The sequence below is a fragment of the Acinetobacter sp. YH01009 genome (genome assembly GCF_013420765.1).
GTDB classification, from domain to species: domain Bacteria; phylum Pseudomonadota; class Gammaproteobacteria; order Pseudomonadales; family Moraxellaceae; genus Acinetobacter; species Acinetobacter amyesii.
Genome location: NZ_VOYE01000023.1, coordinates 18,235 through 40,013, shown reverse-complemented (window position 1 = coordinate 40,013; position 21,779 = coordinate 18,235). Strand labels below are relative to the sequence as shown.

At 41.7% G+C, this 21,779-nt stretch carries 18 protein-coding genes and 1 pseudogene; 9 read left to right on the top strand and 10 right to left on the bottom strand.

Going from position 1 to position 21,779, the window contains the following annotated elements; genetic code table 11:
- Nucleotides 1–37: 37 nt before the first annotated feature.
- Nucleotides 38–405: pseudogene (locus FTT76_RS17840) on the bottom strand (endonuclease domain-containing protein).
- A gap of 291 nt (nt 406–696) precedes the next feature.
- On the opposite strand from FTT76_RS17840, the gene dhaK reads away from it, so the two are divergent.
- From dhaK to FTT76_RS16400, 3 genes are all read left to right on the top strand, one after another.
- Complete coding sequence (gene dhaK / locus FTT76_RS16410) at nt 697–2,427, top strand: dihydroxyacetone kinase subunit DhaK (RefSeq protein ID WP_180026486.1); 1,731 nt, start codon at nt 697–699, stop codon at nt 2,425–2,427.
- Between the two features lie 222 nt (nt 2,428–2,649).
- Nucleotides 2,650–3,327 carry a DUF421 domain-containing protein gene (locus FTT76_RS16405; RefSeq protein ID WP_180026487.1) on the top strand — a complete coding sequence of 226 codons (678 nt, stop codon included), beginning with the start codon at nt 2,650–2,652 and terminating at the stop codon, nt 3,325–3,327.
- 600 nt (nt 3,328–3,927) lie between these two features.
- Nucleotides 3,928–5,115 carry an ammonium transporter gene (locus tag FTT76_RS16400; RefSeq protein WP_180051084.1) on the top strand — a complete coding sequence of 396 codons (1,188 nt, stop codon included), beginning with the start codon at nt 3,928–3,930 and terminating at the stop codon, nt 5,113–5,115.
- Nucleotides 5,116–5,190: 75 nt separating this feature from the next.
- On the opposite strand, the gene FTT76_RS16395 is transcribed toward FTT76_RS16400, so the two are convergent.
- On the bottom strand, nt 5,191–5,889 hold the full coding sequence (locus FTT76_RS16395) for an HAD family hydrolase (protein ID WP_180051087.1): 699 nt from the start codon (nt 5,887–5,889) through the stop codon (nt 5,191–5,193).
- Between the two features lie 172 nt (nt 5,890–6,061).
- Here FTT76_RS16395 and FTT76_RS16390 point away from each other — a divergent pair, with 172 nt between their 5' ends.
- Entirely contained in the window at nt 6,062–6,769 is a 708-nt protein-coding gene (locus tag FTT76_RS16390) for a phosphatase PAP2 family protein (RefSeq protein ID WP_180051090.1), read from the top strand.
- A 43-nt stretch (nt 6,770–6,812) separates the two neighbouring features.
- Here FTT76_RS16390 and FTT76_RS16385 read toward each other — a convergent pair whose 3' ends face one another.
- From FTT76_RS16385 to FTT76_RS16365, 5 genes are all read right to left on the bottom strand, one after another.
- Nucleotides 6,813–8,132, bottom strand: coding sequence for an ATP-binding protein (locus FTT76_RS16385; RefSeq protein WP_180051093.1), 1,320 nt, complete (start codon nt 8,130–8,132; stop codon nt 6,813–6,815).
- Between the two features lie 19 nt (nt 8,133–8,151).
- Complete coding sequence (locus FTT76_RS16380) at nt 8,152–8,820, bottom strand: response regulator transcription factor (RefSeq protein ID WP_078189962.1); 669 nt, start codon at nt 8,818–8,820, stop codon at nt 8,152–8,154.
- A gap of 3 nt (nt 8,821–8,823) precedes the next feature.
- A complete protein-coding gene (locus FTT76_RS16375) occupies nt 8,824–10,494 on the bottom strand; it encodes a phosphoethanolamine transferase (protein ID WP_180051096.1) in 1,671 nt (556 codons plus the stop codon).
- A gap of 140 nt (nt 10,495–10,634) precedes the next feature.
- On the bottom strand, nt 10,635–11,741 hold the full coding sequence (locus FTT76_RS16370) for a porin (RefSeq protein WP_180190640.1): 1,107 nt from the start codon (nt 11,739–11,741) through the stop codon (nt 10,635–10,637).
- A gap of 127 nt (nt 11,742–11,868) precedes the next feature.
- A complete protein-coding gene (locus tag FTT76_RS16365) occupies nt 11,869–13,155 on the bottom strand; it encodes an MFS transporter (RefSeq protein WP_180064043.1) in 1,287 nt (428 codons plus the stop codon).
- 168 nt (nt 13,156–13,323) lie between these two features.
- Between FTT76_RS16365 and FTT76_RS16360 the strand changes: the two genes are divergently transcribed.
- From FTT76_RS16360 to putP, 5 genes are all read left to right on the top strand, one after another.
- Nucleotides 13,324–13,959 carry a 1-acyl-sn-glycerol-3-phosphate acyltransferase gene (locus FTT76_RS16360; RefSeq protein WP_180190639.1) on the top strand — a complete coding sequence of 212 codons (636 nt, stop codon included), beginning with the start codon at nt 13,324–13,326 and terminating at the stop codon, nt 13,957–13,959.
- Nucleotides 13,960–14,020: 61 nt separating this feature from the next.
- On the top strand, nt 14,021–14,944 hold the full coding sequence (locus FTT76_RS16355) for a patatin-like phospholipase family protein (RefSeq protein ID WP_180190638.1): 924 nt from the start codon (nt 14,021–14,023) through the stop codon (nt 14,942–14,944).
- Between the two features lie 99 nt (nt 14,945–15,043).
- Entirely contained in the window at nt 15,044–15,523 is a 480-nt protein-coding gene (locus tag FTT76_RS16350) for an NfeD family protein (protein ID WP_180022299.1), read from the top strand.
- 16 nt (nt 15,524–15,539) lie between these two features.
- Entirely contained in the window at nt 15,540–16,394 is an 855-nt protein-coding gene (locus FTT76_RS16345) for an SPFH domain-containing protein (protein ID WP_078189969.1), read from the top strand.
- A gap of 211 nt (nt 16,395–16,605) precedes the next feature.
- Nucleotides 16,606–18,096, top strand: a complete 1,491-nt coding sequence (gene putP, locus FTT76_RS16340; RefSeq protein ID WP_180026493.1) for a sodium/proline symporter PutP — start codon at nt 16,606–16,608, stop codon at nt 18,094–18,096.
- 194 nt (nt 18,097–18,290) lie between these two features.
- Here putP and FTT76_RS16335 read toward each other — a convergent pair whose 3' ends face one another.
- The 3 genes from FTT76_RS16335 to prpF form a co-directional block, all read right to left on the bottom strand.
- Nucleotides 18,291–19,199 carry a polyprenyl synthetase family protein gene (locus FTT76_RS16335; RefSeq protein ID WP_078193048.1) on the bottom strand — a complete coding sequence of 303 codons (909 nt, stop codon included), beginning with the start codon at nt 19,197–19,199 and terminating at the stop codon, nt 18,291–18,293.
- Nucleotides 19,200–19,329: 130 nt separating this feature from the next.
- Nucleotides 19,330–20,307, bottom strand: a complete 978-nt coding sequence (locus FTT76_RS16330) for a GGDEF domain-containing protein (protein WP_180073212.1) — start codon at nt 20,305–20,307, stop codon at nt 19,330–19,332.
- Nucleotides 20,308–20,514: 207 nt separating this feature from the next.
- Complete coding sequence (gene prpF, locus FTT76_RS16325) at nt 20,515–21,705, bottom strand: 2-methylaconitate cis-trans isomerase PrpF (protein WP_180026495.1); 1,191 nt, start codon at nt 21,703–21,705, stop codon at nt 20,515–20,517.
- Nucleotides 21,706–21,779 lie beyond the last annotated feature (74 nt).

Here is a 21,779-nt window from a genome sequence, read left to right as displayed (position 1 = left end):
CAAATTCGTGTGAAGTCCCTCTTTCTTAAAGAGGGATTTAGGGAGATTCTTTCAGACAATACCGATAAATCACTTCCACCACATCATCAATCTGCGCCATTACCTGCCCATTATCAAACCTCAGCACTTTTAGCCCAAGCTGAGCCAAAGCTTCATCTCGAATTCGATCTGCCTCTAATTCTTCAGGCGAAAAGTGCTGACTACCATCGCACTAAAGCCTACATTCAAGCCCTCACCCCAGCCCTCTCCCAAAGGGAGAGGGAGCACCATCTAATTTAATAATCAGGTTAATTCAATAGTGAAAGTTCCCTCTCCTCTCAGGAGAGGGTTAGGGAGAGGTAAATCAGTCATGTTATTGCGTAAATCACGCGAGGCTTGTTTTAAATTTTTATTGTAGGGTTTCATTTTATTCTTCTATTTTAATATTTTTAATCCCTCCTAACCTCCCTTTAAAAAAGGGAGGGACTATCACGTAATTCATTTAATCACATGAAAAAGTCCCCCTTTGTAAAAGGTGAGAAGCGTAGCTTCGCAAGAGAGGGATTCTATCGAAGAATATATACAACTGAGACGTCAATTTTCCACCACACTCATCGATCAACTGCCCTTTTTTACACTTTTATGTCAGACACCACGCCAATTTCCTTATAATAATCACTTTAGATCTCCCCAAATTCATAACCCATTGGTGCATTAATGAAAAAACTCATGAACGGTGCAGAAAACATCGTAATTGAAATGTGCAAAGGCTTTGTTCTTGCGCATCCTGAACTCGCATTTAACGAGTCACACAAAATCATTTCACGCAAAGAAAAGCACAACAACGTGGCATTGATCAGTGGTGGTGGTAGCGGTCATGAACCTGCCCATGCAGGCTTTGTCGGCACAGGCATGTTAGACGCTGCTGTGTGCGGAGACGTATTTGCATCTCCGTCGCAAATTCAGGTTTATAAAGCCTTACAGCAAGTCGCAACTGACAAAGGCGTGCTGATGATCATCAAAAACTATTCTGGCGATATGATGAATTTCCAGAATGGCGCAGCCCTTGCGACTGAAGACGGCATTAAAGTTGACTATGTAAAAGTGGCAGATGACATTGCGGTTAAAGACAGCCTATATACAGTCGGTCGTCGTGGTGTTGCAGGCACAGTATTTGTACATAAGATTGCAGGCGCAGCAGCATCAAAAGGCTTAGAACTTGCAGACGTAAAAGCGATTGCTCAAAAAGCTGCAGACAACGTCATTAGCCTTGGTTTTGCTTATAGCTCATGTACTGTTCCAGCCAAAGGCACGCCAACGTTTACTTTGACTGATGACGAAATGGAATATGGCGTCGGCATTCACGGTGAACCCGGCATCCGTCGTGAAAAAATATTGCCTTCTAAAAAAATGGCACAGCGCATCGTGGATGATTTATTCCTCGACCGTCCAGACATGAAAGAAGTTGCAGTCTTGGTCAATGGCTTTGGTAGCACACCGCTGCAAGAGTTGTATGTCTTTAACCATGATGTATGCGAACACCTTGCACGTAAAGGCATCAAAATTTACCGCACATTTGTCGGCAACTACATGACCAGTATCGACATGAATGGTGCATCTGTGTCCTTGCTTGCTGTCGATGATGAATTGAAAACCTACCTCGATGCAGCAGCCAATACCCCTGCATTTAAAATGGATGGTTCAGCAGCACAGCCTTTAACTTTTGTGTCCAAAGATTCTTCAGCCGAAGCTGTAGTAAACACCCAAGTTGAAACACAGCCTGAACATGCGGTGATTAGCAATGAGCAATTCACCATCGAAAACATGCGCTATGTGGTGGATGTGATGTCTGCCTGTATCATTAGAAATGAAGTGCCATTCTGTGAGCTGGACGCGCATGCTGGTGACGGCGACTTCGGTATGAGCGTGGCGAAAGGCTTTAAGCAATTAAAACGTGAATGGCAAAGTCTGATTCAAGCGCAGCAGATGGATGAATTCATGCTGAACTGCTCAATGATCATTATGGAACATTGTGGTGGCGCGTCTGGCCCAATCTGGGGTTCAGCATTCCGTGCGGCAGCGAAATCAATTCAAGGCAAATCAGTTTTAACTGTCGCTGATTTTGCCGAGATGCTGCAAGCAGCGGTCAAAGGCATTCAAACTACAGGTGAGCGTTCATTTGGACGCGGCGCAGTGGTGGGTGATAAAACCCTGATTGATGCACTTGTACCATGCGCAGATTCTTGGTCTGCCCATACCGATAAATCCTTTAAAGAAAACTTTGTACTTGGTGCAAAAGCGGCGGTTCAAGGCGCTGAAAAGACCAAAGAAATCGTAGCGCGTATGGGACGTGCGGGAACTGTAGGCGACCGTAGTCTTGGCTATCCAGATGCTGGCGCACATGGTTTAGGTGTAATCTTTACGGATATTGCAGAACATATTAAATAACTGAGCATCTTTAAAAATTGCCAGACCACATCAAAAGCATCGATTCGTCGGTGCTTTTTTATGACTATTTTAAAGCACTTTTTTTATCAAATATCTCATGCATACAATACCCTTAGCATGAAATCCATTTTCAAATAATGCTTAAAAATTAACACAATTGAGCTGCTTTATCGCCCAGCGCTTTGCTAAGTTAAAACACATAACGATTAAAAAGGATGAGACATGGATATCACTCAAATTTTCATCCATGACACGACATGGAGCTTTGCTGCTGAAGTTATCTTACGCAGCATCATTATGTTCGTTTTAATTATCGTTTTTTTACGCCTTACAGGGAAACGTGGCGTTCGTCAGTTGTCTATTTTTGAGGTCGCGATCTTACTCGCTTTAGGCTCAATTGCTGGCGATCCGATGTTTGATGAGGAACTCCCCATCTTACAAGCTCTCATCGTGATGACGGTGGTGATTGGTTTATACCGCGTAATCACTTGGCTAATGATGAAATACCAACCCTTTGAAGATTTAATTGAAGGCAAAGCCCTCTACATTGTGGAAGATGGTGAATTGGTTTTAGAAAAGATTAAACAAGGTAAAATGTCACATGATGAATTCTTCTCTGAAATGCGTCAGCAAAATGTTGAGCATCTAGGACAAGTTCGAGTTGGTTTATTAGAAAGTGATGGCAAGTTTAGTATTCTGTTTTACCCACCTGAACAAGTGCGTTATGGACTGCCACTATTTCCGAAACCCTATAAAGCGGTTCGAGATATCAAAATGCATCAGCTGTATGCCTGTACGCACTGTGGCAAAACCATGTACATTCACGGTGCTCAGGATACCTGCCCGCGCTGCGGATGTTGTGGCTGGGCTGAAGCGATTAATACACAGCGTTTAGCTTAAGCATTCAAGGCTTAAACTTAAAATTCTGTGCCTCTTCAATTAAACACGTCATCAAATACAGTCAGACCCAACGACCATCACCTCAAACCCACCCTTCAATGTTTTATTCGCCATCTAAAAGTGCAGCAGCAGAGATTTCATGGGTTAATATCTGTGCATCATTTCAATTCAGGCAAGACATCAAGCTTTCATCTTTTAAAGACCCCAAGATGCTCAGACAGACTCCCAAAAATGTATCATTCGTCAATTTTCAGTTTCATTCTCGCGCTAACATCTATCAATCAGATAAAAATACAAAATAATGAATTGCCCTGAATTAACTCAGAAATGGCGCTATTTGTTTTTCATTTTTTAAACAGATTCAAAAAACATAGTTTTTCACTTAATAATCATTCATTTAATTTTCTCATTGCAAAACACTATTGCACCACTTTAGTGCGTTAATATCACACCCATGCAAGTCTTTGCTTTATATCGAGTCTTATGTATTTTTAAGTTTTTTTAATCAAAATTTCCCTAGCGCCAATCTCTTTTCCATTTTTTTTCGCTCGATATACTGAAGTTCTTTTCGTGAACTAGCGCACTAAACTGGAACACCTTATGCAAAATATAGATCTCCTCTTTCTCCTTCTTGGTGCAGTATTGGTTCTTGCCATGCATGCTGGCTTTGCATTTTTAGAATTAGGTACAGTACGACATAAAAATCAGGTCAATGCGCTGAGTAAAATTTTGACTGACTTTTCTATTTCCGCAATTGCATACTTTTTTGTGGGTTATTACATCTCTTATGGTCAGCACTTTTTCCATATTGGGGACACTTTAGCAGCCGATCATGGCTACAACTTAATGCGTTGTTTCTTCCTGCTGACTTTTGCCGCAGCCATTCCAGCGATTATTTCAGGTGGTATTGCTGAACGTGCAAAAATGCGGACTCAAGCGATTGCCACATTATTATTGGTCGCTTTGGTCTATCCATTCTTTGAAGGCATGGCATGGAATGGTAATTTTGGGCTACAAGCATGGTTAGAACGCACATTTGGCGCAGCATTTCATGATTTTGCAGGTTCGGTCGTGGTACATGCGATGGGCGGTTGGATCGCTTTAGCTGCAATACTTTTACTTGGCGCACGTCATGGACGCTATAAAAAAGACGGTCGTATCAGCGCGCACCCGCCTTCAAGTATTCCATTCCTTGCCTTAGGTTCTTGGATTTTAATCGTCGGTTGGTTTGGCTTTAACGTGATGAGTGCACAACGTTTGGATGCCATTTCAGGACTGGTTGCGATTAACTCTCTCATGGCAATGGTGGGTGGCACGCTTGCAGCAAACTTTATGGGTAAAAATGACCCCGGTTTCTTACATAATGGTCCCTTAGCAGGTTTGGTTGCAATCTGTGCAGGCTCAGATGTAGTTCATCCTGTCGGTGCGTTAATTATCGGCGCTATCGCAGGTCTGATCTTTGTCAAACTATTTACATACACTCAAAACAAACTCAAAGTCGATGATGTACTTGGCGTATGGCCACTACACGGTGTCTGTGGTGCTTTCGGTGGTATTGCAGTGGGTGTATTTGGACAAAAATGGTTGGGCGGTTTAGGCGGTATTTCAATGATCTCTCAATGTATCGGCACGCTACTCGCAATCTTGATTGCATTGGCAGGTGGACTCATCGTTTATGGTCTACTCAAAGTCACAATGGGCATTCGCTTAGATCAAGAAGAAGAATTCCGTGGTGCAGACTTAAGTATTCACCGTATTTCGGCAAACTCTGAAGAAAACATGTTCTAAACAGCACAATCTAAAGCGGCATTTATGCCGCTTTTTTTACCCTGAACTTCGCTTAAAGCTTGAGTTTAAATCACCTTATTTTAGAAAATCTAAGACCTGATCCAAATGCTGAATTTTATTGGGAATGCTGTGCTGTTGTTCTGCACTTAAAGCATGAAAGCCTTCAAGCAAAACGGCAGACATCCCTGCTTGGCTCGCACCATAAATATCATTGACAGGATGATCACCAATAAATAAACACTCGGTTTCAGCCACGCCCAATTCACGACAACTATGCTGAAATATTTCAACTTTGGGCTTACTGATCCCGGCACTTTCCGAGCTGATGATCTGATCAAAATACGATGCAAAACCTAGTCCATTTAAAATGTTCAGTCGTGTGGCATGTCCACCATTCGACACCACCGCCAATTTATACTGCTGTTGTTTTAGTTGCTGCAGCAAGCTCAATGCCCCAGGCATCGCCACGGCAAACTGACCGAAGTACTGAAACCAAAATTTTGTGAGCTCATCAAAATCGGGTTGATGTATCCAATTCAGCTCCGTTTGTAGAGCATAAGCGACAGATGCCCCAATACTCGGATGAGTAAGGAGTTCTTTTTTCGGATATCCCACATTATCTATACGGTTAATAATACGTTTAATCTGTACAAGGTCTACCTCCACCAGCGTCGACTGATAAGACTTGGCTAAATACTGCGTATACGCCTGAACGCTGTGATCTCGGTGAGTCAAAGTATTATCTAAATCAAAAAGGACTGCACGTATGCTCATAAATCTTTATTACTGAGTTTTCAAAAACTTTAACACAATGCCCGTTTTGCTTTATGCACCTTCTTCACTATCGATATCGATACAGTTCAAATAGCCGATTAAGTCTGATTTAAGCTTCGTGGTTTCAAATAGCAGCATTCAAACAAAATAATTTCAGCACATCACACGACTTATGCTCTCGAACCGTTCCTTTTTATTACGACAAGCCCTGCTGCTCACGCTCAGTATGATTGGCCTACTTTATTTTTTCCCCGTTGGTGGTTCGCTCGACCAAGCTTTTATTCAGCCTTGGGTCGACCTACATGGTAGTTTTCCTCATCGTAATGATTGGGCACTTGCTGTGCTGAACCATCGCTATATCAAGAATATCGTCATAGGCGTTTATGTTCTCTATATCGCAGCATGGATATGCAGTTTTAAATATCCTCATCTAAAAGCACGCAAGTTTGAATTTGGTTATTTTATCGTAGTGGCTCTACTCAGCACGGCAATCATTGGGTTGCTCAAATCACAATCTGCACATGCCTGCCCTTGGAATATGACAGTCGCTACAGCCCATGGCTTTTCTTGGGATTTTTCAGCACGCCAAGGACACTGTTTTCCCGGTGGTCATGCTGCAACTGGTTTTGCCCTAATCACTGGATATTTTGTTTATCGAATACATCGACCTGCCCGTGCCTACTTCTTTTTATCTGCAGGGCTGATTTTAGGCTTTGCTTTTGGCTGGGCGCAAATGATGCGGGGTGCGCATTTTCTGAGTCATAACCTTTGGACCGTATGGATCATTTGGGCATTTAATTGTGTCATGTATGTGCTGTTTTCTCGCCATTTCACTGCATCGACTACGCAGCAAAACAGCAAACCTTTTACATGGATCTAATTAAGTCCCTGAATTGAGCTTGATCTGAAAATGATTGAGTCACTCATGATTCACTAAATGGGATCTGTAAACTCACTTTCAGACCACCCAATGTTTCACTTTTAGAAAATTTCAAATCCGCACCGATATGTTTTGCGGCTTTATCCACGATCGCTAGCCCTAAACCACTTCCAATTTCTTCATGATTATAAATTCGATAAAAGCGTTTTCGAATTTGCTCATATAAAGCTGGGTCGATGCCAGGCCCACTATCTTCAACCTGTACAACCGCCTGCCCCGCATGTTCAAAGACGGAGACATTAATCATGCCCTGTGCAGGGATATATTTAATGGCATTATCAATCAAATTAAAAATGATTGAATGTACCGTTGGCTCAAGACTATATAAGGCAATGCTTTGTTGTTGCTCCATGCCAAGGTCAATATCTTTTTGCATCGCCAAATGTACCAGTTGCTCCACGCAATTGGTTGCGACTTGCTTAAGATCAAAATGTTGTTTGCGCTCAAGTTCAAAGACCGAGGCATCTTGTTTTGCCAAACTCAATAATTGACTGACCAAATGCTGAATACGAATTAAACCTTTACTCAAATTTTGTAGAGCGTCATCTTGTGGAAATTTTTGTAGCAAAATCTGCATTTGCAAATTCAGTGCGGTAATCGGGGTCCGTAACTCATGCGCTGCGTCAGCAATAAACTGGCGCTGTTCCTGCTGTGACAATGAAATTCGTTCAAACAACTGGTTCATTTCAATAATAGTCGGTGCAATTTCCTCTGGATACGGCATTTGAGAGATTGGAGAAAGTTCAAAGGCATCCCGTTTTGCCAGTTCTTTTTTAAATTTTTCCAGTGGGTTTAAACTGCGTTGAATCAACCATCCCAAAGCGATTAATGCAAAAGGTATAAAAACCAAATAGGGAATAAACATGCTACTGGCCAATTCTGCTGCAAGATGCTGTCGTACCGATTCTTGCTGACTGACCTGAATTTGCCGATCTGCAAGTGGCAAAATATAGGTATGCCACTCATCTTGTTGGGTATTGTGGGTATAAAAACCGGCTTTGGGCTGAGGCGCGACCAATAATTTTAATTGATGGGTTTGATGCGCATTGGACTGATAAGTCCACACATCAACAAATAAATCTTCTTCGTGATAACGCTTATGTTGATCAAATTCGCCGCGAATAGGCTGCGGATCATGCTCTGCAACACGTTCCGCCAAATTTTGCATTTGCGCATCTAAAATTTCATTAATTTCTTCAAGTGCAATTCGATAAGCTGAAAACACCAAAAGACAGCCCAAAAACATACTGAAAACAGACACATAAATAATTAGTCTCTTTTTCAGAGAATAAGGCTGCTGCATGGTTGATAATTCCTTTGCCTTAACCGAGTCGATAACCTAAACCACGAATGGTGCGAATAAAATCTTTGTCTAATTTTGTTCTGAGATGATGCACATACACTTCTATGGTATTACTACTGATATCACTATCAAAATCATAAAGCTTATCTTCTAAATTGGCTTTCGAAAAAATCTTATTCGGATGCGTCACCAGTGGAATCAATATGGCCCATTCACGGTTAGATAAATCAACATATTGCCCCTTATAGCGTGCAAGATGCTGCTCAATATCTAAAATCAATTCACCATGTTTTAAAATTTTCTGTGGTGCTTCGACTGAACTCAGCCCTGTGCGTCGAAGGAGCGCATGAATCCGTGCAAGTAATTCATCAAACTCATAAGGTTTAATCAGATAGTCATCTGCCCCATGGTTTAAACCATCTACACGATTTTGTAATTGATCACGTGCCGAGATGATTAACACTGGCAATTTAGGCTGCATTTGACGAATTTGTTTCAGGACTTGCATACCATCCATCATCGGCAAACCCAGATCTAGTAAGACGATATCAATCCCCCCTTGCATTATGAGCTTTAAGCCATCGATACCATTATTCACCCACTCGACTTCAAACTGTTGATAGTTCAACAAGGTTTTAGTCGATTCGGCAATCATGAAATCATCTTCAATAATAAGTATTTTGTGCATGGCTTAAGTCCTGCGCTGTACTGAAGTACATTGTTGCAACATATTGTTTTTTTCATCAATCACTTGAGTCTGCACATCGAGCAAACTCAATAGCGATGGAAATAGATTATCCTGACTTAATTTTTTGCTTTTTTGTGCCATTAAACAAGTATATTGCGCTGAATTATTTTTTTGCCACGCCGGTGAAAACCACATCAACATCGGTACATGGGTTTGCTGTGACGGTGCAATTGCGTATGGAGAACCATGTAAATATAAGCCATGCTCACCTGTCGACTCACCATGATCGGACAAATACCACAGTCCTGTTTGATAGTGGTCAGTCACTTTTAAAGTGTTAATCAATTTACTCAGTACATGGTCGGTATAGACAATACTGTTGTCATAACTATTTATTAATTCCGTCGAGCTACATCCCTGTATGGCATTGCTATTACAGGTTGGCTTAAATTTTTGAAACGCTGCGGTACTTCGTTTGAAATAAGCAGGGCCATGACTGCCCATTTGGTGTAACACAATTAAACGGGGAGTTGGATCTGCTTTGGGGATCGAAGCCAAATATGCCTTCAAACCATCCACCAAGATTTCATCATGACATTCGCCATCGGCATCACACCACTTTTTCTTCAGCGCTTCAGGAAATTCATATTTTTCAACACGTGTACATGTGCCCTTACAGCCTGAATTATTATCTAGCCACGTCACCTTATAGCCTGCACGCTGTGCAATATCGAGTAAACCTTCGCGATGACTTGCAAGCTGTTCGTCATATTCGGTTCTCGGCATACCCGAGAACATACAAGGAACAGACACAGCGGTTGCCGTGCCACATGAACTGACTTGGCTAAAATTGATAATATTTTGCTGACTGAGTTCAGGATTGGTATTTTTAGCATAGCCATTGAGTGAAAAACTTTCCGCGCGCGCAGTTTCACCAACCACTAAGACCATCAATTTTGGTAAGCTTTTGGCGCTTACGTTTTCAACCATATGTGCATCTTCACCATAGTTCAGCAATGGCAAATTCTGTTTCGGTGCTTTTTTGTGATAATAGGAAAATGTCGAAGCGATACTGTTTTGTGGTGAGAGCATGCCTTTTAAGTCACGATGCTCACGAAAAATCGCAGCATAATCGACAAAATAAACAAACAGCAAAGCACCCAAAAGGATGAGCGATAGCACTATATGTAGACCCTTTTTGGCTACGACCGTGCTTAGGGCTTCTTTATGCAGTGGCAAAAGCCAAATCAATAGCACTGGCAAAATAACCAGTCCAAAGACCCAGATAAAAAATTGTGGCGAGATTAAATCCTGCACTTCCTTTACATCTGTTTGCATCATGTTCTGCACTTGGTCAGATGTAATGGTCACGCCTAAACTATTGACGAAATAAGCACTCAAGCCACCAATGATCAGCAAAACACTCGCCAAAAGTTTTGAATTCCATCGCCATTGCAGGAGTTGCATCAGCACATTATAAAGTGCCACCACCACCAGTACGGTTGCCGCTAAAAATAGTCCGGCCTTCAGCCCCGTATAAGGCGTGAGCTGCTGGATTTGCTGATAAAACGTAAGGTTCAAAACCACCCCAAGCCATAAGGCAAGCACGAGGTTAAATTGACTTAAACTAAGTCTTGGAATTTTTTGCTGTATTTTAGCTATGACCTGAAGCATATTGGCATCAATTATTGATCTTTGATGCCCTAATCTAAAAATTCAAACTTAAAAATCACTTAAAACTGATCAAAACCATGCAAGAAAAATAAAAAAAGGCGATGTAAAACATCGCCTTTTGAACAACTTAAATCAAGGTCTTAGAATTTAAATTCTAGGCCTGTACCCAATACAGGTTGTTCGCTTTCATCTGGACCTTGTTCAAGTGCCAAGTAACCCGCATAACCATAAGCTTTCACTTGTTTGCTAAATGCATAATCCGCACCTGCAATGAATTGCTGAGCTTCGTAATCATCACCCACTTTATAGGTCGTAGTATTTTGACTATATTGTGCTTTTACTGTCCAAGCTTTTGCAGAAGGTAGATTGTATTCTGCACCGACTAACCAACCTTGAGCATCATCAATATTTGCTGCTGCAACATCATTACCTTTAGCAGCCTCAACCTCTGATGTTTGATACAGTGCTTTAAGTGCCAAACCACCCTCAAGATTTACACGACCAATCGCACGAACGGTATTTGCAGCAGCAAATGCTTTTGTAACTGCAACTTCAGGACTTTCAGCATTTAAGATCCCTACACCACCAAAGTTCGATGGAATGGCTTTGTCATAGGCTAAACCTGCGACAACAACGGGGCTGTCATAGACAACAGACGCCGACCAAGCATCGCCAAGACCACGACCTGCAGTTTTTACTACACCTTTGTCGCTCTTGATTCCTGAAGATTCACCTGTTGCAAGCAATGCATTAACTTTAATTGCACCTTTAGCAATTTTAAATGCTGGTGATTCATAGACAACAACGTTATCTACACGGTTTTCACCCGTCATGATGCCTGTAACATCAGCACGGTTACCCACGTAGTTATTGAATGTATCAACCGGACTAGACAATTGTTTTAATGGTGTATCGTGTGCACCGACTTTCAATGTACCAAGTTTCGCGTCTTTCAAACCAACGAAGCGGTTACGCTTAGACCAGTCATCGCCTTCGCCGTCTGAGTTGAATGCCCATTCAATTGCATAAATTGCGCTTAAACGCTCAGTCAGTTTTTCATCGCCCTTTAAACCCAAGAAAGAACTGTTTGAACTGATTTCAACAACATCTTTGTCTGAAACACCCGTTTTATTATCTTCAGGTAAATAATCAACAGACGCATCAATTTCACCGTAGAATGTTGGTGCTGCAAAGGTTGACCCAGCCAAAAGGCTCAATGCGATAGCCGCTGCTAACTTAGTTTTCATCAAAAATTTTCCTTAAATTATTTTGTAACAGATATTACACACGCGAAACATATTACAAAATTATTAAAATAATATTTGCATTGCTCTTTTAGTGCTTTAGCTGATAAAAAACAACCAAAATCATGATTTAGAAGTGATTTTGGTCATTTTTTGATGCTTTTCCCCAAAATAGAATCGGGACTAAGCTCAATGCAGCCAAACCTGTGATCCAAAATAAATAATTGCTATAACCCAACTGATCGGCCACTATGCCACTGATGCTATACAGCCCCCCACTCACCGTCGCCATAATGGCAACCTGAAATGTAAAGTCCGTTGCTGCAAATGCTTTACGACTATATTGCATCACCAAAGTCAGCATGATCACGAGCAGCATGGCTGAAATCATGTCTTCGGCAGCATTAATGCCATAGATCAGACATTCATGGACTGGCCGTTTAGCCTCGAACTGCAAAGCCAGCCATGCATAGGCTAATAAGCTGAATATTTTCAATACTGAATAGAAAACCAAGGCTTGCGCCCGAGAAATATACTTCAAGCTAAGACCAGCAAGCCCTGCCCCAATTAAAGCAGCCACTGCACCTAGCATGGTGACATATAGACCGATTTGACTAAAACTCAATCCTAAATCGACCATCAGCGGCTTAAGTAAGGGTCCTGCTAGACCATCTGCAAGCTTAAAACTCAATAAGATCATCAGCCACAGTGTGAGGGTTTTAGTTTGGGTAAAATACTTCAAATACTGGCGAATGGCGTAGAACAAGCCTGAAGTATGCTTATGGTTGTTATCATGCTCTTGAGAGGATTTTATGTTGAGTGGCGGCTTTAAAGGTTCTCGATACATAAAAATAGGAATGGTATTGATGAACACCAATGCCGCTAAAAACAGAAATGTAGCTTGCCAATCCAACCAATCCAAGGCCCAAAGCACAGCACCACCACCGACAATAAAGCCGAGTCTGGAACCAATCACCTGAAAGGTATTGCCCCAGTGCTGTTGGTCAGTTTTTAAAATATTGACAGCCAAGCCATCGGTTGCGACATCTTGAGTCGCACCGACCAAATTCATACTGAGTAAAGCCACAAAAAACAGCAGCAGGTACATCGGTTCATTCAAGCTTTGGATCGGCAAAAAGGACAGAAAGACCAAGACCACCACGGACAACAACTGCATTGGGATAATCCAACTCCGATAGTGCCCTTTGGACCTTGAACCATGTCGATCAATCCACGGAGCCCAAAAAACTTTGATCGACCATGGCAGCATGAGTAATCCAAAGCCACCAATATGTGCCAAAGACACACCTTGCGCTCTTAAAATCACTGGTAAAGCATGCGTCATAAAACCGACAGGTAACCCTTGCGCCCAATATAAGGAAAACAGTAAAAGATAGAGCTGACGAAGCTGGATCATAAGTTCCTTAATATTGAATGCGCTGAAGTTACATTTAGAGTAGTCAAAATACGGCTATTTTGCCAATGATCTAAAAAAATCATCGACCTAAGATAAAGGTCAATACTGATGCCGTATTTTTAAAGTGCATCACGTCGAAAATGGATTTCACTTATATAAGAATATGCAATGAATCAAAAGACTCAATTATTTCCAGTTTTGCCCGATCAAGTTCCATCACGCGGCTCCCCCCTGAGCCGCGCTATTTTTAAAAAACTTTTTTTGGCACAAGGATGGAAATTTGACGGCGAATTTCCCAACCTTGCCAAAGCTGTAGCGATCATTTCTCCGCATACTTCTAATATAGATGCATGGCATGGTTTTCTCGCCTTGCTTGGAATCGGGATAAAAATAACCATTTTTGGTAAAAACACCCTTTTTGATACTCCCTTAAAACCACTTTTGGATTGGGTCGGCGTGATCCCTGTGCAACGTGAAAATCCACATGGACTGACGCATGAAATTGCTGAGATTGTCCAAGCGACAGATCAAATTTGGATTGTAATGGCACCTGAGGGAACACGAAAAAAAGCCGATAAAATCCGCAGTGGTTTTTACTATATTGCCTATGAAGCACAGATACCTATTGTGATGTTTAGCTTTGATTATGCAAAGAAAACCATTCATTGCTTGGGTGTTTTTGAACCCAGTGGAGATTTTGAAACTGATCTCGAAAAAATTTTGAAGATTTATGATGGCAAATTTTCCCCGAAAAATCCCGAATGGTTGGCCTTGCCGTTACAAAAGCACTGGAAAAAGCCCTAGTCAAATGGCTATTTTTTTGATGTGATGTGCACTTTGTATATTTAACCATCAGATTTCACCCATGAAACTTTTGCAATACCTGATTCCTAGCCTCTTCGTATTGGCACTCACTGGCTGTGACTCTGCAACTAAAACGCCAGCGATCACGACACCTACACCAGCCAAAGCACGTGAACCGGTGATCGCGATTGCGCTCGGTGGCGGCGGTGCCAAAGGTTTTGCTCATATTGGTGTGCTTAAAGTGCTCGAATCGCACGGTATTAAACCTAAAATTGTGACTGGGACCAGTGCGGGTAGTTTTGTCGGTAGCTTGTACGCCAGCGGTAAAACACCTTATCAAATGCAGCAATTGGCCCTGAACTTTAAAGAGTCCGATATTCGTGACTTAACCTTAAATAGCCAAGGCATTATTCAAGGGCAAAAACTGCAAGACTTTGTTAATAAAAACGTCGGAAATAAATCAATTGAACAATTTCCAAAGCGCTTTGCTGCCGTAGCCACCCGTTTGGATAATGGCAGTAAAACTGAATTTAACCGTGGTAATGCAGGCCAAGCGGTACGTGCATCGTGCAGCATTCCAAATGTATTTGTACCTGCAACCATTGCAGGGGTGAAATATGTCGATGGTGGTTTAGTCAGCCCGATTCCAGTGAAAACTGCACGTGATATGGGTGCAGATATCGTGATTGCGGTTGATATTTCTGCGCGTCCTGACGGTAGCAAAGCCGTAAGCATGTTTGGTTTACTCGATCAAACCATTAACATCATGGGACAACAAAGTATTAATGAAGAACTGAAAAATGCCAATTTCGTGATTCAACCTAAAGTGGGACATATTGGCACACTCGATTTGAAGTCGAGCAATGCGACGATTTTAGAAGGTGAAAAAGCGGCACAGCTTAAAGTGAATAGCATTATTAAGGCGATCGACAACTTTAAACAGTCCCCTGCGGCCTTTAAACCAGCACCAAAAGCGAAAATATAATTCAACGATTCTTTTTATATTCATTGAGTTATACATCTGCTACATTGATATAGATACTGGTTCATCTATATCAATTCACCCTTATATAAGAGTAGATGTATGGAATTTATTTTAGAACCTTGGCACTGGTTTGTATTGGGCGTCGCTTTGATGCTTTTTGAACTGATTTTGCCGTCTTTTGCAGCGCTCTGGTTTGGTGTTTCTGCAATTTTGGTTGGGATCTTATATTGGATCTTTCCATCCATGGACTTTAATGTGCAAATTGTGGTTTGGATTATTTTTGCCGTGCTCTGCACATTTTTGTGGTTCAAATTTATTAAGCCTTTATCCATTGATAAAACCAAAGCAGGTCTGTCCCGTGAAGCGACGATTGGCCAAGTGGGTATGGTGATTCAAACCCAGCTCAATCATGGCAGCGTTAAAGTTCGCTTCCCGATGCCTGTTTTAGGTTCAGACGAATGGCATTGCCGTACCCAAGATGCACTTCAAGTCGGTGATCGCGTTCGCGTGACCGATATTTTAGGCAATGATTTAGTCGTCCAACTGCACAGCAGCAACCACCCCGCTGACAATCCATAAATAAGTGAGAAATGACATGTCTGGTGTTTCTATTGTTTTTTTAGCGCTCTTAGTTTTTGTAGCCGTCACCATTTTTAAAGGTGTTCGTATTGTTCCCCAAGGTTATAAATGGATTGTTCAGCGTTTAGGTAAATACCATACCACGCTCAATCCGGGACTGAACTTTGTGATTCCGTATGTCGATGAAGTGGCTTATAAAGTCACAACCAAAGATATCGTCTTAGATATCCCCTCTCAGGAAGTGATCACACGTGACAACGCGGTACTGCTGATGAATGCTGTGGCTTATATCAATTTAACCACACCTGAAAAAGCAGTTTACGGTATTGAAAACTACACATGGGCGATTCAAAACTTAGTTCAAACCTCTTTACGTTCAATTGTCGGTGAAATGGACCTCGATGATGCACTGTCATCGCGTGATCATATTAAGGCTAAACTTAAAGCTGCTATTTCTGACGATATCTCTGACTGGGGAATTACGCTTAAAACTGTAGAAATTCAAGATATTAAACCTTCTCATACCATGCAAGCTGCGATGGAAGAGCAAGCGGCCGCTGAACGTCAACGTCGTGCGACAGTGACCAAGGCAGACGGTGAAAAACAAGCGGCTATTTTGGAAGCAGATGGTCGTTTAGAAGCCTCTCGTCGTGATGCAGAAGCTCAAGTTGTACTGGCAGAGTCTTCTCAACGTGCAATTGAAATGGTGAGTTCAGCCGTCGGCGATAAAGAAATTCCAGTTGCTTACTTACTGGGTGAACAATACGTTAAAGCCATGCAAGATATGGCTAAATCTAATAATGCCAAAACTGTGGTTTTACCTGCGGATGTACTGAATACGATTCGTGGTGTGATGGGACGTAATAACTAAATCTTCGCATTAATTAAAATGGGTCGTGATATACGGCCCATTTTTATGCCCAAAACAAAAAAGAAGGCAAAGTTTGTCAATTTATGTTTAAATTTCACGTTATTTTTTTGACGTTTTAGGACTTATCGTTCGATTTCACCTACTTGGCTTAGGCAAATCCCATTGAGTCCCCTAATTAAACGCAATTGTCCAACGCCAAAGCGGATACCGTATGAGCTCCCTGAATCCCACCCTAATTACCTTTCTCTTTTATATTGTCGCCATGGTCGTGATCGGTTTACTTGCATACCGTGCGACCAGTAACTTTTCTGACTACATTTTAGGTGGCCGCCGATTAGGGAGCTTTGTCACTGCCCTTTCTGCAGGTGCATCGGATATGAGTGGTTGGTTGCTCATGGGTCTTCCGGGGGCGATTTACCTTTCAGGTTTATCTGAAATGTGGATTGCAATTGGTCTGATCATTGGTGCTTGGCTCAACTGGTTACTTGTGGCAGGTCGTCTCCGTGTACATACCGAAGTTCAAAATAATGCCCTGACCCTACCTGACTATTTCTCAAATCGTTTTAACGATCAAAAGAAAATCTTACGTATCGTGTCTGCTGTGATTATTTTGATTTTCTTCGCAATTTACTGTGCTTCAGGCATGGTTGCAGGCGCTCGATTATTTGAAAGTATGTTTGGTATGTCGTATAGCACTGCGCTTTGGATCAGTGCCATTGCAACGGTGAGCTATGTGTTTATTGGTGGCTTCCTTGCTGTCAGTTGGACCGATACCATTCAAGCGGGCTTTATGATTTTTGCCTTGCTACTTACCCCTATCGTGGTCATGTTGTCATTCTCTGATTTAAGCCAGTTCACTCTGGCACTAGAAGCGGCACGCCCTCAAGCCATGGATGTATTTGCTGACTTAAGTTTTGTCGCAATCATGTCTTTATTGGCATGGGGCTTAGGCTATTTTGGTCAACCGCATATCTTAGTGCGCTTCATGGCAGCTGATTCTGTTAAATCGATTCCCAATGCACGCCGTATTGGTATGACATGGATGACGCTCTGCCTCGGTGGCGCAGTTGCAGCAGGCTTCTTCGGTATTGCTTATTTCCAACAGCATCCAGAACTGGCAGGTGTCGTTACAGCAAACCCTGAAACGGTCTTTATGGAATTGACTAAAATTCTATTTAACCCATGGGTGGCAGGTATCGTATTGGCTGCGATTTTAGCTGCGATCATGAGTACCTTAAGCTGTCAGCTTTTAGTCTGTTCAAGTACCTTAACTGAAGACTTTTATAAATCATTCTTACGTAAAAATGCTTCACAAAAAGAATTGGTTTGGGTCGGCCGTATCATGGTGTTAATGATTGCGTTGCTAGCGATCTATATGGCGGCTAATCCTGACTCTAAAGTCCTTGGTCTCGTCGCATATGCATGGGCAGGCTTCGGTGCTGCATTTGGCCCACTGATTATCATGTCATTGTTCTGGAAACGCATGACACTCAATGGTGCTTTAGCAGGTATGGTGGTTGGTGCTGTTATGGTTATTCTATGGAAAAACCTCTGGGGCGATACAGGCGTTTATGAAATTATTCCTGGCTTCATTTGCTCACTACTTGCAATCATCATTGTAAGCTTAATGGGCAAAGCACCATCTGCTGAAGTCACTGAAAAATTTGAAGAAGCAGATCGTATCTATAAAGAAAGTATTTAAGACCAATAGCACTTAAATTTAAGCTCTAATTTTTAATATCTGCAAAAAAGGACGCCTAGCGTCCTTTTTTGTTTTTATCATGTCATCCATTTAGATATTACTTAGAGGTTTATTGACTTCTGTTCCAAATGTACTTGATATAAAAAAGCCCACAACATGTTACATGTGTGGGCTAATGTCTTTACTGCGTCATATTAACTTTGACGTTTTAATAAAAACTGCGTGATCTTGTGTAATTCTGCTGCATCTTCTGCAAAATAATCCAAAGCTTGAAGTGCTTGTGCATGTAATTCTTCTGCATATGCTTGCGCTTGCTCGAGACCCATTAACGCAGGATATGTGGATTTATCCACTTGTTGATCTTTACCCGCTGTTTTACCCAATGCTTCAGTGTCAGCAATAATATCTAAAATATCATCTTGCACCTGAAAGGCTAAACCAATCGCAAGACCAAATTCACGGAGTTTAGGAATGGCTTGATCTGTGCCATTAAATATCGTCACTGCCGCCATCATGATTGCAGCAGAAATTAAAGCACCAGTTTTATTTCGATGAATGTTTTCTAGTTCATCCTGACTGACGTGTTTGCCTTCCGCTTGTAAGTCTAGGACTTGTCCATTGACCATTTTTGAAGTTGCAGTCGCTAAAATTTGCATTTGCTTTAAGATAATCGGCGCTTCAACTGCTGGGCCTTGATCAAAGAGACGACTGCCTAAAACTTCAAAAGCCATCGATTGTAAAATATCGCCAGCAAGTAAGGCCGTATCTTCACCAAAAGCCACATGACAAGTTGGTTGACCACGACGAAGTAAATCATTGTCCATACACGGCAAATCATCGTGTGCCAATGAATAGCAATGAATAAATTCAATTGCCACCGCAGCACGGCGTACTGCTGCAAAATTGGTATTGGGTTTTAATGCTGCTGTTGCATAACAAAGTGCCGGTCGAACACGTTTTCCACCCAACATCACAGCATGATACACCGCCCCTTTTAAGGGTTCTGGAATTGAAAATGCATCAAGCGCTGTCAGTAAATCCTGCTGAATACGCTGCTGCGCTTCTGTCAGGGCATGTGTGGAAACGTCTGTTAAAGAAGACACATTCACCTCAAATACTTTAAATATTTAACTGCTTCGTTCATTAGCAAATCGACTGCCAATGTTTTCTGTCAATTTTGACCTGTTGCATCATACTGCTTTCTCAGATCTTTCTCTATGTTACGACCTAAATCTATGTGTTTTTCCCACAGTCTGATGGTTTTTTAAATGTCGTTTCCTCAAATAGCGCCACATTTTGTCCATCATTAAAACAAGTACAATTTTTCGAGCCTTTCTTGGCTTGATACAAAGCCTGATCGGCACGTGCCAATGTTTCAAAAAATGACTCTGTACCATCCCACAAGGCCACTCCGCATGAGATACTCAGTTGTAAAGCCTTATCCGCATAATTCATCGAAGAAGCATAGATTTGCTCACAACATTGTTGTGCAATCGAACATGCAGTCGATATAGCCGTGCGTGGCAAAATCATTGCAAACTCTTCCCCACCCATGCGATATATTTGTGCATCTGCGTGTTGACTAATTTGCACCCTTAAAAGCTGCGCACTTTTTCTTAAAACCTCATCGCCAAACGCATGACCGTAGATATCATTGATTTGCTTAAAATTGTCTAAGTCGAGCATCATCAAACAAATTTCATCGGCTTGTTCAACCGCGAAGCTTTTTTGCCACTGAGAAAGGTCTAAATCAAAACCTCGTCGATTTTTTATCCCTGTCAGATAATCAAAATAAACTTGTTGTTCGAGTTGTTGGTTATGTTTCAACAGCGATAATTCGAATTGCTTTAAATTTGTAATATCCGCACAGCACAACAACACATGTTCCAAATCGCCACTTTGTTGAAACTTTGGTTTGAGCGTGAACCAATAATGCCGTTCATTTTCACTATACATAAAGGGTTCAATGCTATCGTTCTCTAAACAGCGTAAATCAAACTCAGAACTTGTGGCTTTGGTTTTTTGCTGCATCACAGACACATGATTTAATACGATCTCTTGTAAGTCTGACTGAAACCGATGTTTAAATATTTGATTGGCGCATATCAGCTCAGCTGTCGCAGAAAATAATGCAGCAGGCATTGGCAACGCTTCCAATACAGCCAATTGTTCAGTAGGTAGATCCGATTTTATTAAGTCTTTTTTAAGCATGGTTTCGCTACTTTTTTTCAGGGTAAAGCTACGCAAAATGCTAACAAAATTAATCTGGCATAAATCACAGAAACTTTCTAATATTAAATGCAGTTCATATTATATAAAAAGATATACCAATTCATGATTTGCTTATTCATATAAAAGATAAAGGCAAAAAAAAGCCCCTGCAAAGCAGAGGCTGATTTCAAATGAGATGTTAAATGCTTAATCCAAACTATCCGCAGGAATACGCACCCAACCTTCCATTAAGACACGCGCACTTCGGCTCATTACGGCTTTTTTAACGACCCACTGACCATTTTCATAAATCGCTTGCGCACCTACACGTAACGTCCCAGATGGATGTCCGAAACGCACGGCTTCTCGCTCCCCACCACCCGCGGCTAAGTTCACAAGTGTCCCCGGTATCGCAGCTGCTGTACCAATGGCAACTGCCGCTGTGCCCATCATGGCATGATGCAGTTTCCCCATCGACAAGGCACGAACCAATAAGTCCGTATCTTGTTCTGAAATTTGTTTAGAACTCGAAGATGTATAAGCTTTCGGTTTTGAAACAAATGCAATCTTTGGTGTATGTTGACGTTGCTCTGCTTCAGCAATATCTGAAATCAAACCCATTTGCTGCGCACCATAAGCACGGATTTTTTCAAAACGGGCCAATGCCTTAGCATCACCGTTGATCGCATCTTGCAGTTCAGTGCCGACATAACCAATATCTTCTGCATTTAAGAAAATCGTTGGAATACCTGCATTAATGAATGTTGCAGGGAAACTGCCTTCATCGGGTACGGTTAAGGTATCGACCAAATTCCCTGTAGGGAACATAGCGCCGCCATCTTCACCATCATCTGCGGGGTCTAAAAATTCAATTTGAACTTCGGCTGCTGGGAAGGTTACACCATCTAGTTCAAAATCACCGGTTTCTTGTACTGCACCATCAGTAATAGGTATATGGGCAATAATGGTTTTTTGAATATTGGCTTGCCAAATACGAACCGTACATAAACCATTTTCAGGAATACGTGATGCCTCAACCAAACCATTTGAAATGGCAAATGCACCAACCGCTGCTGTTAGGTTTCCGCAGTTACCACTCCAGTCGACAAATGCTTTATCAATCGACACTTGTCCAAATAGATAGTCTACATCATGCTCAGGCTGTGAACTTTTTGCCAAAATCACGGTTTTACTGGTACTTGATGTCGCTCCACCCATCCCATCAATTTGTTTGCCATAAGGATCTGGACTGCCAATCACACGTAATAAAAGTTGGTCGCGAACTTTTCCAGCTTGTTGTGCTGCAAGGGGCAAATCATCTAGCTTGAAAAATACACCTTTACTTGTACCACCACGCATATAAGTCGCTGCAATTTTAATTTGGGGAGCAAAACTCATTTTTATTGAATCCTTAATCTTTATCATTGTGTTTTGGCAGAGCGTTCTTTTCTGCGCTTTTGCATCATACAATG